This is a genomic window from Candidatus Accumulibacter phosphatis (genome assembly GCF_000024165.1).
GTDB lineage: Bacteria > Pseudomonadota > Gammaproteobacteria > Burkholderiales > Rhodocyclaceae > Accumulibacter > Accumulibacter phosphatis.
On record NC_013194.1, the window covers coordinates 2,127,453 to 2,142,177 of the forward strand.

At 64.3% G+C, this 14,725-nt stretch carries 9 protein-coding genes; 4 read left to right on the forward strand and 5 right to left on the reverse strand.

The genetic code is table 11. From position 1 onward, the window contains the following. Nucleotides 1-61: 61 nt before the first annotated feature. A complete protein-coding gene (tagH, locus tag CAP2UW1_RS09380) occupies nt 62-1,735 on the reverse strand; it encodes a type VI secretion system-associated FHA domain protein TagH (RefSeq protein ID WP_015766384.1) in 1,674 nt (557 codons plus the stop codon). A 478-nt stretch (nt 1,736-2,213) separates the two neighbouring features. Here tagH and CAP2UW1_RS09385 point away from each other — a divergent pair, with 478 nt between their 5' ends. The 3 genes from CAP2UW1_RS09385 to CAP2UW1_RS09395 all read left to right on the forward strand — a co-directional run bounded on the left by CAP2UW1_RS09385 (nt 2,214) and on the right by CAP2UW1_RS09395 (nt 7,103). Next, the gene (locus CAP2UW1_RS09385; protein ID WP_015766385.1) at nt 2,214-3,719 is read left to right on the forward strand and encodes an endonuclease/exonuclease/phosphatase family protein; all 1,506 of its coding nucleotides are present in this window, start codon (nt 2,214-2,216) and stop codon (nt 3,717-3,719) included. A gap of 79 nt (nt 3,720-3,798) precedes the next feature. Next, nucleotides 3,799-5,391, forward strand: a complete 1,593-nt coding sequence (locus CAP2UW1_RS09390) for a phospholipase D-like domain-containing protein (RefSeq protein ID WP_015766386.1) — start codon at nt 3,799-3,801, stop codon at nt 5,389-5,391. A gap of 20 nt (nt 5,392-5,411) precedes the next feature. Continuing rightward, entirely contained in the window at nt 5,412-7,103 is a 1,692-nt protein-coding gene (locus CAP2UW1_RS09395; protein ID WP_015766387.1) for an AMP-binding protein, read from the forward strand. 36 nt (nt 7,104-7,139) lie between these two features. Here the strand turns inward: CAP2UW1_RS09395 and pyk are convergent, their stop codons facing one another. Both pyk and CAP2UW1_RS09405 read right to left on the reverse strand, forming a co-directional pair. Further along, nucleotides 7,140-8,552: a pyruvate kinase gene (gene pyk / locus CAP2UW1_RS09400; RefSeq protein ID WP_015766388.1), complete on the reverse strand. Its 1,413-nt coding sequence runs from the start codon at nt 8,550-8,552 to the stop codon at nt 7,140-7,142. A gap of 293 nt (nt 8,553-8,845) precedes the next feature. Next, a complete protein-coding gene (locus CAP2UW1_RS09405) occupies nt 8,846-10,021 on the reverse strand; it encodes an NADP-dependent oxidoreductase (RefSeq protein WP_412566865.1) in 1,176 nt (391 codons plus the stop codon). A 392-nt stretch (nt 10,022-10,413) separates the two neighbouring features. Here CAP2UW1_RS09405 and CAP2UW1_RS09410 point away from each other — a divergent pair, with 392 nt between their 5' ends. Then, nucleotides 10,414-11,082: a PEP-CTERM sorting domain-containing protein gene (locus CAP2UW1_RS09410; RefSeq protein WP_015766390.1), complete on the forward strand. Its 669-nt coding sequence runs from the start codon at nt 10,414-10,416 to the stop codon at nt 11,080-11,082. A gap of 146 nt (nt 11,083-11,228) precedes the next feature. Here CAP2UW1_RS09410 and CAP2UW1_RS09415 read toward each other — a convergent pair whose 3' ends face one another. After that, a complete protein-coding gene (locus tag CAP2UW1_RS09415; RefSeq protein ID WP_015766391.1) occupies nt 11,229-13,232 on the reverse strand; it encodes an acyl CoA:acetate/3-ketoacid CoA transferase in 2,004 nt (667 codons plus the stop codon). Between the two features lie 37 nt (nt 13,233-13,269). Next, a complete protein-coding gene (locus CAP2UW1_RS09420) occupies nt 13,270-14,667 on the reverse strand; it encodes a GntP family permease (protein WP_015766392.1) in 1,398 nt (465 codons plus the stop codon). Nucleotides 14,668-14,725 lie beyond the last annotated feature (58 nt).

A 14,725-nucleotide genomic window follows, 5' to 3' on the forward strand; every position in this document is an offset into this window, starting at 1 on the left:
TGCGCCCGGGCGTGGCAGCGCAAGGGGGAGCGGTTGGCGAGTCGCCGACGTACCGTCCGCATCACTTGCCCTGCGGCTTGTCGGCGCCGGCGGTTTCGCTGGTGAAGGTCTCGACAAAGGAAGCGAGGGCTCGGTGTGGCTGCACCGGCGGGCGGCTGTTCCAGCGCTCGACATAGAGGTCCCAGAGCCGCGCCTTGCGCGAACTCAGCAACTGGCCGATGCGGTTCTCTGCCGCTGCCGCCTTGTCGATGGCCTCGGGGGCCAACTCGCTGGCCAGTACCTGGCTGGCCGCACGGATCGCCGCATCGGTCTGCCGCAGGTGCTGACCGAGTTCCGCCAGGCTGCTCTGGAACGACTGGTGGCTGTCCAGGTACGCTCGCCGGGGCGGCCCGAAGAGGACGCGCAGGGCCTCTTCGCTGGTCGGCATGATGGCCAGCGGATTGCTGGCACCCGGCTGGGCACGTCCGCCGGGTGGCTGGTCGAGGGCGGCCTGGCGCAAGGCGAGCAATTGCCGCACTTCGTCGGTGACCAGGAGGATCAGTTGTCCCAAGCGTTCGCCGAGCGCGGCGGCATCGGCTTCGTCGAGGTCTTCAGCCGATAGCCCCAATCCTCTGGCGATACCGACCAGAACGGGGTCGCTGGCCGGCGCGCGGGCGAGCCCTTGCGTGCCGTCAGCGGCAGTGGGCGGGGGGAGGGCGGCGGCAGCGGCGGGTTCGCTGGCCGCCAGGGTGGCGGCCGGATCGGTGGCCGGCACGGCTGGCGGCGGCGTCTTGAGTACGCGTGCGAGGCGAGTCACACCGTCGTCGTGGGCGGCGGGATCGGTCGCCGGGCGCCGCTCGGATCCGTGCTCGGCGGCTGCCCGGGACGCCGGCGGCAGGGCAGGGGGCGGCAGGTCGGCGAGCAGCGCTGCCGGGTCGCCGCCGCGGCGTGCGCCGCCGGGGCGGGGTGGCGACGCCGGGGGACGCGGCGCTGCGGTAGCGGCAGGCACGGGCGCGTTGCTGGCGTCGGCGGCAGTTGCAGGCGGGGCGGCGTTCGCCAGTCCGCTGATGCGTGCGGCGACCAGATAGGGACCGATCACCAGGCGGTCGCCATCGCGCAGCCGGTAGCTGCCGGCGATACGCTCACCGCTGTCATTGACGAAGGTGCCGTTGGCCGAGTTGTCCTCGAGTACGAAAGCGTCATCGGCGAAGCGGATCGTGCAATGGTTGCGCGAGATGCCGCCGCTCCGGTCGGGTAGCGTCCAGTCGGCGCTGTCGTCCCGGCCGATCCTGAGCACGCCGACACGGCCCAGCGTCGCCGTTGGAGAATGCTGACCGGCGGGCGCCGGCGTGTTCGCGAGCGTCAGATCGAGCCGGGGCTCGCTGGTCGACCGGGCGACCAGACGCGTCTTGTCGTCCTGCGCGGCCGGGTCGCTTTCGTCGTTCAGTTCGACCCGGATGAGGTAGGCGCCGACCAGCAAGCCTTCGCCATCGCGCAGGGTATGCGGGCTGCTCAGCCGGGTCGTGCTGCCGTCGACGAAGGTGCCGTTGGTCGACAGGTCGTAGAGCAGGTAGGCCTGCGCCGATCGACGAATCTCGCAATGCTTGCCGGACATCAATCGACTGGGGTCGGGTAGCGTCCAGTCCAGTCCCTGCGCGCGGCCTATGCTGAGACTGTCGCGGTCGCCGAACTCGACGCTCGCGGTGCTTGTGGCCGGCAGACCCGTTGCGTTCTCCAGCGTCAGGCGAAGCTTCATGAGAAATCCCCGGAAAGTGGTCGAATCGGTGCAGCGACGGCAAGGTGGCGGTCGCTCCGGCGAGCAGGTGGCGACGCTTCTGGCGACGCTTCTGGCGCGCTTCTGGCGACGCTTCTGGCGCGCTTCTGGCGCGCTTCTGGCGAATTCTCAGACAAAGGGCTTGTCCGGAGCAAGTGCTTTCCTGCGTGAGGCGTGCGACGCTCACGCATCGGCATGGCCCGCGATCGAACGGCTGGTGGCCGCCCGACGACGCCGACGCCGACACTTGTCTCTCCTCGACGTGCCGATTTTCGCGATCACGCCCGGGATACCCGAATGGCATTTGACGCCGGGTGCCGAGGTCGGGGATACTGCGGCTTGTGCGATTGCCGGGCCAGGGGGGCGCAGACCGCGGCAGATGTCGGTGGCTGCAGGTGTTGCCGCCTCGCCGATGGCAGGCAAGTGTCGAAGCGAATTGCCGAGGCGGGAGACGGAACCAATGGACAAGATCAATCTACTCTACGCAAGAAACCTGATCACCAGAAAAACGGCGGTTGTGCAGCAGGAATTGTCGTTCGTCGTGCTGGTCGAAAACCTGTCATACGACAAGAGCATCGACGTCGTGTGGGCCGGCGAAGACGGTGTCTGGCACACCCTGCCGGCGTCCTATCACAGCAGCGCCGAGCGGCAGCGGGAATACTGGGTCGCGCGGACGGTATTGGCCCTGGCGCCGGACAGGTCCCTGCCGGGAAACGTCGATTTCGCCTTGCGTTATCGAGCGCTCGGCAAGGAGTACTGGGACAACAATCACGGCACGAACCACGCCATTCAGGCCGACTCGGGAATCGCGCCAGGGCCTGGCCGGCCGGTCGTCAATAGTGGCTTCGAGGCCAGCCTGGCGGACGGCGAGACGCTGGTTCCGATCGCGGTAGCAGTGGATGACAAGCTGGCGGCGACGACGGTGAGCATTCACTGGACCAGCGACAACTGGAAGACGACGCAGCAATCGCCCTGCCGATTTGCGCGCGACTACTGGGACGAGACGTTTCTCAGCAACGCCCGCAATCCGAACCACTACGGCTACCAGATCTGGAACGGCGCGCTGAGGGCGGGCGACGCCTTTCGCATCGAGTACAGGATTCGTTGTGAAACCCGCCAGGGAATCGTCTGGGACGACAACTTCGGCAAGAGTTATGCGCTCCAGCGCCCGGCGCTGAAAGTGCTGATCCTCAACCTGCATTGCTGCCAGGAAGACAACCAGGACTACAAGCTGTCGCAGATCGCCAAGGCGATTGGCGACCTGGACGTCGATATTGTCTGTCTGCAGGAGGTGGCGGAACTCTGGAACGAGGGTCGTGGCGACTGGCAGACGAATACGGCGCGGATCATCAATGAACGCCTCGGGACGCCCTATCACCTTGTGACCGACTGGTCGCATCTGGGCTTCGGGCGCTATCGGGAAGGCGTGGCGCTGCTCAGCCGTCACCCGATTCGCAAGCATGCGGCGCGCTACGTCTCGGCCAGCCACGATCCTTACAGCATCCACTCGCGCAAAGTCGTCATGGCACAGGTCGAGGTGCCCAGTGTCGGTTTGCTCAATGTCTTCTCGTCGCATCTGAGCTGGTGGGACGACGGGTTTCCGGAGCAGTTCGAGAATCTCCGTCGGTGGGCGGGCGAAGAACACACCAGTCAGGTCACGGCGACCATGCTTGGCGGCGATTTCAACATCAAGGCCGGTTCGAACGGCTACCAGCTTGTCGTCGCCTCGAACGAGTTTGATGACCAGTTCCTGTCGGCGCGATCGCCACAGACCTTCCACAAGATCTTCGAAGTCCGGGATTTGCCGTGGAGCCATGATCTCGACGACGACCATCGCATCGACTACGTGTTCTTGCGCAAGGGCAGCGCGCTGCGCGTCACCTCGGGTCGGGTCGTGTTCACCGACCAGGACTACGGGACAGTCTCCGATCACCCGGGCTATCTGATGACCTTCGTGCCGAAGTGACTGGCCGGCACGTGCGGGGACCATCCGGCGCGGGCGCACTCGATGGACATTGAACAACACAGCTTCTTCTGATCAGGCCATGAAAACAGCAGAGAATTATGCAGTGCCGGTGCACGGGAATCTCGGTGGTTCCTTCGTGCGGGTGAATGACTTCAACGAGAAGTTCTATCTTCGCTGGGGCAAGATCAGCTTCGATGTCTGGCATGGTGTGCAGGCCAACGTCAAGCTCATCCTGAGGGTCTATCGGGAACACAACATCTGCGAGACCTACGTCGTCGACACCGATCCCTACGACATCCACTGGGACCACCACAAGCGACGTACGCGCGACTTCTACATTCATCCCTTCTCGAGCAGCTTCGGGCACACCACCTGTGTCAAGTTCGCTTACGTGGTGCACCTCGGCGAGCACTCGATCCCCTCGCAACTCGAATACATCTTCATGGATGGCCACCAGGTAAGCGAAGGCCATCCCCAGTACCGAAGAATCACCTCCGACTGGGCAACCGGCAACAGCTATCGTACCCACGAGCTGAAGGCCTGGGAACTGCAGAGCGACGTCGATTGGTACAACCACCACTTCGAATCGCTGCGTCTGATCCCCAAGTTCACCAAGGGACAGCAGTATCATCCCTATCATCCCAAGCGCTTCATCCACGACCACATCGACAAGGTTATCCACAGCAAGTGGGCGCATCCCGAGCGCCTGTGCACCATCAAGGTCAGCGTGGATTGCATCGACGACAACGACTTCACCCATCACCTGGTGCATGCCCACAACAATGGCGTCTGCGTTCAGTGCATTGTCGACTGGCGCAAGATGACGCTCACCAACAGCCCCAACTATGCTCGCCTGAAGCGCGCCGGCATCGAACTGCTGGGGGTGGTGTGTACGCCGCGCCACCACCTGATCGAAGTCGATCCGGACATGCACACCAAGTTCATCATCTTCAATGATGAGGATGCGATCCTCGGTTCGTTCAACATCACCTTCGACCGGTGGTGGGCGAACTGGGAGTCGGGGATGACCTTCCACTCGCGGGGCGTCTGCCGGCTGCTCGACAACGTTTTCCAGAGCGAGCGCGGTGGCGTGAACCAGAAATACGGCATCGACCCGTTCAGTCACTTCAACCTGCTCTACACCTTCGGTCGGCATGCCCTGCTCGACGGCAAGTATTACCGGCCGCATCAGGCGATCCTCGCGGAAATCCACCGCGCCAGGCATTCGATCAAGCTGGTCCTGTTCCTGATTGGCGACCTTCTCGGCGAGCACGGCGACAGCGTCATCGATGCCCTGATACACGCCAAGCACCGCGGTGTCTACGTGCATATTCTGCTCAACGGCCACCTCGCGCGGCAGGGGCGGGTCGGCATCGAGCGGTCCATGCACGATGAACTGCATCGGCCGCTGCTGCCGGCCGCGCAACGCCTCAGGGACGCCGGCGTGGCGGTCGGTCTGGTCTACGGGCAGGAGGATCACCCGGTGCCGTATTCGCCGATTCATTCGAAGTACTGCATCATCGATGATGCGACAGTCATCGAAGGCAGCTTCAACTGGTACAACACCTCGGTGTTCTCCCACGACCTGATGGTTCTGGCCACCAATCGCGACGTGGCGCAAGCCTACCTGCACGAGTTCGAGCAGATACAGCGCCTGTTCCGGATCTACTGACAGCGAAACGGCAGCACGGCATGATGGCCGACAGAGTCTGGTTGAAGAGCTATCCGGCTGGCGTGCCGGCCGATATCGACGCCGACCGCTACCGGTCGATTGCCGATCTGTTCGAGCAGATCGTCGGCCGCTATGGCGACCGACCCGCCTTCCACAATCTTGGCCGGACGCTGAGCTACTCCGAACTGGAAAAGCTGTCACGCGACTTCGCTGCTTTCCTGCAGACCCTGCCGGGGATGGGCAAGGGCGAGCGCGTCGCCATCATGTCGCCGAACGTGCTGCAATACCCGGTCGTTCTGTTCGGCATCCTGCGGGCCGGCATGACGGTGGTGAACGTGAACCCGCTGTACACGCCGAAGGAACTCGCGCACCAGTTGCGGGACTCCGGCGCCCGGGCCATCGTCGTCATCGAGAATTTCGCGGCGACGCTGGAGAAAGTCTGGCAGGACACGCCGGTCGAACACGTGATCACGACGCAGATCGGCGATATGCTGCCGATCCCGCGGCGTTGGCTGGTGAACTTCGTCATCAAGACCGTCAGGAAAATGGTTCCCGCCTGGCGTATCGACGCTGCCATCCCGCTGCTTGACGCGCTCGCCCGCGGTGCCGCGGCGCCCTTTGCGCCTGTCCGCGTGGCGCCCGACGACCTTGCCTTCCTGCAGTACACCGGTGGCACCACGGGCGTTTCGAAGGGAGCGATGCTCAGTCACCGCAACATGCTTGCCAATCTCGAGCAGACCGGCGTCTGGATTTCGGGAAGCTTCCAGGAAGGCCGCGAGATCATCATCGCGCCCTTGCCGATGTATCACATCTTCTGCCTTACCTCGACGCTATCCTTCATGAAGTGGGGCAGCCTGAGCGTGCTCATTACCAATCCGCGCGACATGCCGGCGCTGGTGCGGGAACTGGGACAGTGGCGGTGGAGCGCCATGAGCGGCGTCAATACGCTGTTCAACGGCCTGTTGCACACGCCCGGCTTCGAGGCGCTCGATTTTTCTTCCGTGAAGGTGGTGATCGGCGGCGGCGCGGCGGTGCAGAAACCGGTCGCCGAGCGCTGGAAGGCGGTGACCGGGCACTATGTCACCGAAGCCTATGGCCTGACCGAGGCCTCGCCGGGGGTCAGCGCGAATCCGGTGGAGACGCCGTGGAACGGCATGATCGGTCTGCCCTTCCCGTCGACCGAGATCTCGATTCGTGACGATGACTTCAAGCTGTTGCCGCTGTGGACAGGCGAGGGCGAGATCGAGAAGTGCACGGGCGAGATCTGCGTCCGCGGTCCGCAGGTGATGACAGGCTACTGGGGCAACCCGGAGGAAACGGCCAAGGTGCTCCAGGAAGGCTGGCTGAAGACGGGCGACGTTGGCCACATGTCCAGCGCGGGCTTCGTCACCATCACCGATCGCAAGAAGGACATGATCCTGGTGTCGGGCTTCAATGTGTACCCGAACGAGATCGAGAGCGTCGTGGCCTCGCATCCGGGTGTCCTCGAATGCGGGGCGGTCGGCATTGCCGACGAACGAACCGGCGAGGCGGTGAAGGTGGTGATCGTCAGGAAGGATCCCTCGCTGACCCCGGAAGCGGTGGTCGAGCATTGCCGGGGCCAGCTTACCGGCTACAAGCTGCCACGCCAGGTCGAATTCCGCGACGTCCTGCCGAAGTCGCCGATCGGCAAGGTGCTGCGTCGCGACCTGCGCGAGCCGCCGCACACGTAGTCCCGCCAGCCGCCTTGCCGCGCCCGGCGGCAACCCTCAGACCCGGACGATGCGCACGCTGTCGGTGCTGCCGGCACGTGGCCCGGCCGATCCGAAGACCACGGCGACGAGATCCCCGTCGCGCACCATGCCGGCAGTGCGCGCCGCCGCGATTGCCAGTTGCAGTTGCTCCTCCCTGGGATTTTCCGGGACCAGCAGCGGCTGGACGCCCCACACCAGGCTGAGCCCGCCCAGCACCGGGTTGGCGGTCGCGATGCCGGCGATTGGCACCTTCGGCCGGAAGGCGGCGACGCGATGCGCCGTCTGACCGCTGCGCGTCGGGCACAGGATCGCCGCGACGCCGAGATCCTCGGCAGCTTGCACGGCGGCGTGGGCGACCGCCCAGGCCACGCGGTCGGCATCGGCACCGACGATGGCAGAGGGGTCGACGCGGTCGTGCGGCCAGCCCTCGGCCGACTCCGCGACTTCGCTCATCATGCGCACGGTTTCGTTCGGGAACAGCCCGACCGCCGTCTCCTCCGACAGCATCAGGGCATCCGTCCCGTCGAGCACGGCGTTGGCGACGTCATTCACCTCGGCGCGCGTCGGCAGGGGCGAGCGCGTCATCGACTCGAGCATCTGCGTGGCGGTGATCACCGGTTTACCGGCCATGTTGCACAGACGGATGATCTCCTTCTGGAGCAGCGGTACGCGTCGCGCCGGCATCTGGATGCCGAGGTCGCCGCGGGCGACCATGACCGCGTCGGCGGCGTTGATGATTCCGGCGAGGTTGTCGACGGCCGCCGCGGTCTCGATCTTCGGCACCAGCGCCGGCCGCACGCCGCGCCGGGGGAGCATGGCGCGCACGCGTTCGACGTCTTCGGCCCGCCGCACGAACGACAGGCCGAGGAAGTCCACCTTGGCGGCTATGGCCATCTCCAGCGCCAGAGCGTCGCGTTCGGTGAATGGATCGACGTGTGCCTCGGCGCGCGGCAGGTGCATGCCCTTGCGTGAGCGCAGGGTGCCGCCGCGCACGACCTCGGTGCGCACATCGCTGCCCAGCGATTCGAGTACGCGCAGCACGATCGCCCCGTCGGCGAGGTAGACTTCGTCGCCCCGGCGCGCCCACTGCGCGAGTTCCGGCAAGGTCGTCGCGACATGATGCACGTCGCCCATGCCGTCGTCGGTGGCGGTGAGCAGGAACTCCTGGCCGGACTCCAGTTCCACGGCGTCGCCGACGACGAGGCCGGTCCGGATCTTCGGCCCGGGCAGATCGACCAGCACACCGACGCTGCGGCCGAGGGAACTGGCAATCTCGCGCACCAGCCGGGCATTGTTGCTGTGCGTCTCCATGTCCGAGTGCGCAGCGTTCAGCCGCACCACGTCGACACCGGCTGCCAACAGTTGCCGCAGGTTCTCCGGTGCGGAGGTGGCGGGGCCGATGGTGGCGACAATTTTCGTTCGGCGCATCACGTACTCCTCGATCGCCTCGACATTGGGTCGCGAACTCCCCGCGGGGGCGATCTGCCGCGGGTAATCGCCCGATGCTAACCGGAGCTTCGACGAAAAATCGGCAAGTATAGGTAGCGCCGGCGGCCGCAGTCAATGCACGGGTGCCGGTGGCAAGCTGTCGACGCCTCAGGCGCGGCGTGCCGGGCCGCGCCGCCGGGATTCGGCGGTGGTCGCCTGATGGCGGGGCAGGCAGACCAGCGAGCCGCGAATTCGGCCGGCATGCGCCGGTGCATCAACGCCGTACCGACGCCTCACTCATCGCTGACGCGTACCAGTACCTTGCCGGTGTTGGTGCCGGCAAACAGCTTGCCGAGCGCCGCGGGCGCCTGTTCCAGCCCCTCGGTAACGTCCAGTCGGTATTTCATCCGCCCGGCCAGGTGCCAGGCGATCAACTTCTCCGCCGCTTCGGCAGCGCGGTCCAGATAGTCGAGCACGATGAAGCCCTGGATCCGGCCGCGCTGCATCAGCAGCCTGGCAAGGTTGGCCGGTCCGGGTTCCGGCGCCGTCGCGTTGTACTGCGAGATCATCCCGCACAGCGCAATGCGGGCGCCGAGATTGATTCGGCCGAGGACCGCATCGAGCGTGCGGCCGCCGACGTTCTCGAAATCGACGTCGACGCCGTCGGGGCACGTCCGCTGCAGCCCGGCGTCTATGTCCTCCGCCTTGTAGTCGATGACCGCGTCGGCTCCGAGTTCGTCGCTCAGCCAGCGGCATTTCTCGGCGCCCCCGGCGATGGCCACCACGCGCATGCCCAGGTTCTTGCCGATCTGCACGGCCAGCGAGCCGACCGCGCCGGCGGCTGCGGAAACCACCAGGGTTTCGCCCGCCCTGGCCTGTGCGACATCCGTCAGACCGAAATAGGCGGTCAGGCCGATGTGGCCCAGCAGGCCGAAGTGCGCGCTCAATGGTAGCGGGATCGGCGGCAGCTTGCTCAGTGCCCTGGCCGGGCTGAGACAGTAACGTTGCCAGCCGAGCATGCCTTGCACGAGGTCACCGGCTTGCAGGCTGGCGTCGCGCGACTCCTCGACGCGGCCGATGCCGATGCCGCGCATGACCTCGCCGAGTTCGATCTTCGGCAGGTAGCTGTCGGCGTCGTTCATCCAGATGCGGTTGGTCGGGTCGATGGACAACCAGATGTTGCGCACTCGTACCTGGCCTGGAGCGAGATCCGGTAGGGTGCTCTCGCGCCACGTGAAGTCGGCCGCGGTAGGCAGGCCCACTGGCCGCGCTGCCAGATGCCAGGCGGCGTTGGCTGTGTGGGTAATCGTGCTCATGTGGTCTCCTTCTTTCGTCGAGTCGAGCGGCAGAATTCGCCATGCCTGCGCCACAAGTGTGCTGTTGTTCGCCTTGTCGTCACGGTTCTGGTTGAGCGCCATCGCCGATGTACCGATCGCAAGCTGACGGGCCGGACCAGTGCTGGCGTGCATGGATGACGCACGATTACTTGCAGATGTCGGAATATCTTACACTCTGCCGGTCGTTGCGAGAAGCATTCGCACGGACGATGTTATAGGACGTTGTATCCATAGGAAAACCATACTAATGGTATAACTATTGCTTGCCTTGGTGGCAGCACCAGGACATACATTTGATGCGATCGGTGCCATGGTGGAGGGAGCAGGATTCATCGCTTGTCGACGCTCTGCCCTCCTTTCTTGGGGAGGTTCTCGTTCTCAGGCCTTCGGCTGTTTGACTTGCTTGGCAGGGGTCGCCTGTCTGCGGTTCCCCAGTTCGGAGAGAAGCGTGGCCGGCCCGAAGCACGAAGCGGGAGCGCCGACCACAAGTTTGGAATTGAAGGACAAACGAAAGGACAGATGGTATGAACAAGCGTAGCAGCTTACTCCGCGCTACCGCCTCGGCGCTGTTGGTGGGCGCGATCGCGGGCAGTCCCGCCAGTGCGGCGGTCATCACCTTTGACACGCTCGTTTCGGGCGTGACCAGCTATGGCTATGACGGCGACGCCGATGGTATCAACGACGTCATTTTCAGTACGACCGATCCCTTCGGATTCAACACTGCCGGTCCGGGCAGCAATATGACCTACATCCATGAACCGGGGATTGAAGGAACATCACTGCTGAACCCGGACCTGCGGGTCGATTTTCTCCGCCGGGCTACGGGATCACTGACCTTCGGCTATGCGCTGGACTCGTCGGTATCGGCCCCAGCGTATTTCGCCAGTATCAGGGTGTTCGATACGGCTGGCGTTGAGATCGCTAGTGCATCACAGCAGGGCGCTTTCACCACCACCGTCCCGCCTGCCGGCCTGAGCTCGTTTCCAGAAGGCGAGGTTTCCGTGAGTTTTGCTGGGGAGGCCGCGTATGCAATCTTTGATTTCACATCGGAGTTCGGTCGTTACATTGTCGACGACGTCGCCGGCACCTTCGGCAGCACCGAGCGTCCGCCCCTTCCAGAACCGGCCACCCTGGTCCTTCTTGGCGTCGGCCTCGCAGGACTGGGCCTCAGTCGGCGAATGAAGAAGGGATAGCCGGTGGCCCGCGATCTACGGACGTCGCGGCGTTCGCGTTGCTATCTCATGAACTTGGACTCTGCTAGCTCTCTTCGCTAGGTAGCGTCGCCGTCGGACACCAGGGGCCGGGTCTACACAACCCGGCCCCTGGAATGCTCGCTGCGCTACTCTTCCCTGACGTGCGCTTCGGCTTCTGCGGCCGTCTCGTAGCTGCGGGCGGCGATCTTCCGCTTCTCGAGTGCTTCGCCGAGCTTGGCGCGCAGGAAGGTGTTGGAGGTGAACCGCGTCACGTTGTGGTAGTAAGCCTCGACCACCTCCTTGACCATGTCGATGTAGTCGTCGACAAGTTCGGGCAGGATCGAAAAGCGGTCGTAGTTGACGATGGCGTAGACTTTGTGGCCGACGGGCAGGAGCTTTTCCCCGACGGCCTGGCGAACCCGGTCGATGTCGCTCTGGCTGCGGATGCTCAGCCCCTCGAAGTTGAGGAAGAAGAGATTCTTGGCGGCATCGTACGAGAGGCGGTCGGCCATCGGCATCTCGAGCATTGCCGGCCGCAGCTTCATCGCTTCCTCGCGGAAGATCCGCGCGTCCATCAGCGCGGGTTCGCCGTGCATGACCGGAACGAAGTCCATCCGGTCGAGGATGTCCTTCTGGAGATCGATGCCGGGGGCGATCTCGATCAGTTCCAGGCCTTGCGGGCAGAGTCTGAAGACACAGCGTTCGGTCACGTAAAGGACGCTCATGCCTCTTTTCAGTGCCTGCGGGCCGCTGAAGGTCCGATGCTCGACTTCGTCGACGAACTTGCGTGCCTTGCCGTCCTCGAGGATGCGCAATTTGCCGTCCACGAGCGCGATCTCCAGGTTGCCGGCCGTGAAGGTGCCGACGAAGACGACCTTCTTCGCGTTCTGCGAGATGTTGATGAAGCCGCCGGCTCCGGCCAGGCGCGGTCCGAACTTCGAGACGTTGAGGTTGCCCTGGCGATCCGCCTGCGCGAGGCCGAGAAACGCGATATCGAGGCCGCCACCGTCGTAGAAGTCGAACTGGCTCGGCTGGTCGATGATCGCCGCGGCATTGGTGGAGGCGCCGAAATTGAGGCCGCCGGCCGGGATGCCGCCGATCACGCCGGGCTCGGCGGTCATCGTCATCAGGTCGGAAATCTTCTCCTCGGCAGCGATGTTGGCGACGCCTTCGGGCATGCCGATGCCGAGGTTGACGATGGCGTTGGCCCTGAGTTCGAGCGCCGCCCGGCGCACGATGATCTTGCGCTCGCTCATCGGCATCGCCGCTATCGCCGACAGCGGCACGCGGATCTCGCCAGCGAACGCCGGGCTGTATTGTTCGGCGAAGGTCTGCATGTGGTACTCGGGCTTCTCGGCGACGACCACGCAATCGACGAGGATGCCGGGAATCTTGACCTGCCGCGGGTTGAGCGTGCCACGCTCGGCGATACGTTCGACCTGCACGATGACAATGCCGCCCGAGTTGCGGGCCGCCATGGCGATGGCCTGTGCCTCGAGCGTCAGTGCCTCCTTCTCCATCGTCACGTTGCCATCCGGGTCGGCGGTGGTGCCGCGGATGATGCCGAGGTTGATCGGGAAGGCCTTGTAGAACAGGTACTCCTCGCCATCGATTTCCATCACCCGCACGATATCGTCGGTGGTCTGGGCGTTCAGCTTGCCACCGCCAAAGCGCGGGTCCACGAAAGTGCCCAGGCCGACGCGGGTAATGGTGCCGGGCTTGCCCGCGGCGATATCGCGGAAGAGGTGGGTGATCACCCCCTGCGGCAGGTTGTAGGCCTGAATGCGATTCGCTACTGCCAGTTGCTGGAGCTTTGGAACGAGTCCCCAGTGACCACCGATGACGCGGCTGACCAGACCATCGTGGCCGAGGTGGTTGAGTCCGCGCTCCTTGCCGTCGCCCTGTCCGGCCGCATACACCAGGGTCAGGTTGCAGGGGCGGCCAAGACCGTTGACGTCCTCGCTTTCGCCTTCGAGGAAGAGTTCTTCGAGGGCAACCGCGACATTCTCGGCGAACCCGATGCCGACGAAGCCGCCGGTAGCGACGGTGTCGCCGTCCTGGATCAGGCGCACCGCCTCGCGTGCGGAAACCACCTTTCCGGTATCGGAGGCGCGCAAGGACGAGGCCATGGGATGACTGGCAAGAGGCATGACTGGTCTCCAGAGCAGAAATGGTGGGCGGGAAGTGTCAGACGATTCCGGTGGCGTAGTACACGGCGATGATCACGAACACGGCCATGGTCTTGATGCAGGTGATCGCGAAGATGTCCTTGTAGGATTGCTTGTGGGTCAGGCCGGTCACGGCCAGCAGGGTGATGACGGCACCGTTGTGCGGTAGCGTGTCCATGCCGCCGGACGCCATCGATGCCACGCGGTGGAAGACCTCGAGCGGAATGCCGGCGGCGTGGGCGTTGGCGATGAAGGTTTCCGACATGGCGGCCAGAGCGATACTCATGCCGCCCGACGCCGAGCCGGTGATGCCGGCCAGCGCAGTGACGGTGATCGCTTCGTTGACCAGCGGGTTGGGAATCGCTCCCAGCGCGTTGGCGATGACCAGGAAGCCCGGCAAAGCGGCGATGACCGCGCCGAAGCCGTACTCCGAGGCCGTATTGATCGAGGCGAGAAGAGCGCCGGCGACTGCCGACTTGGAGCCTTCCGCGAACTTGCCGAGCACCGTTTTGCCGGCAAACACGAAGACGGTCAGAATGCCGACCAGCAGGGCACCCTCGACTGCCCAGATGGCGGCAACGCCGGAGATATTCTGCACCACCGGCTTGACCGTGCCGATGACGGCAGGCATGAACGATACCTGCTCGCCGTAGACAGCCGGAATGATGTTGGTGAACACCTTGTTCATGACGCCGACCATGACCAGAGGCAGAATCGCGACCAGCGGATTCGCCAGCTTCTCGTGCTCGAAAGCGGCCGGTTCGTTCACGAGATCGGTGCCGTAGCCTTCATTCGCCGCCAAGGCGCGGCGACGCATCCATTCCAGATAACTCATGCCGCAGGCCATGATGAATACAGCGCCGATGGCGCCGAGCCAGGGCGCGGCCCAGGTGGTGGTGTGGAAGAAGGTCGTCGGAATGATGTTCTGAATCTGCGGTGTACCCGGCAGAGCATCCATGGTCACCGTAAATGCACCGAGAGCGATTGTTCCGGGGATCAGTCGCTTGGGGATGCGACTCGCCTTGAACATCTCGGCCGCAAACGGATAAACCGCAAAGACGACGACGAACAGGGAGACGCCGCCGTAGGTGAGAATGCCGCAAACGAGGACGATCGACAGCATCGCCCGCTGCGGTCCGAGCAGGTTGATCACCGAAGCGACGATCGCCTTCGAGAATCCCGACAGCTCGATGACCTTGCCGAACACCGCGCCGAGCAGGAACACCGGAAAGTAGTTCTTCACGAAGCCGACCATCTTGTCCATGAACAGGCCGGTAAACATCGGTGCGACCATGCCTGGATCGGTGAGCAGGACGGCACCGAGCGCCGCCACCGGCGCAAAGAGGATCACACTGTAGCCGCGGTAGGCGACAAACATCAGGAAGCAAAGCGCCGCCAGAACGATCACGAAATCCATCGATACTTCCCTCTCGTTGGGCAACTGAAGGCAACCGAAGCACGCTTCGATGTTGCCC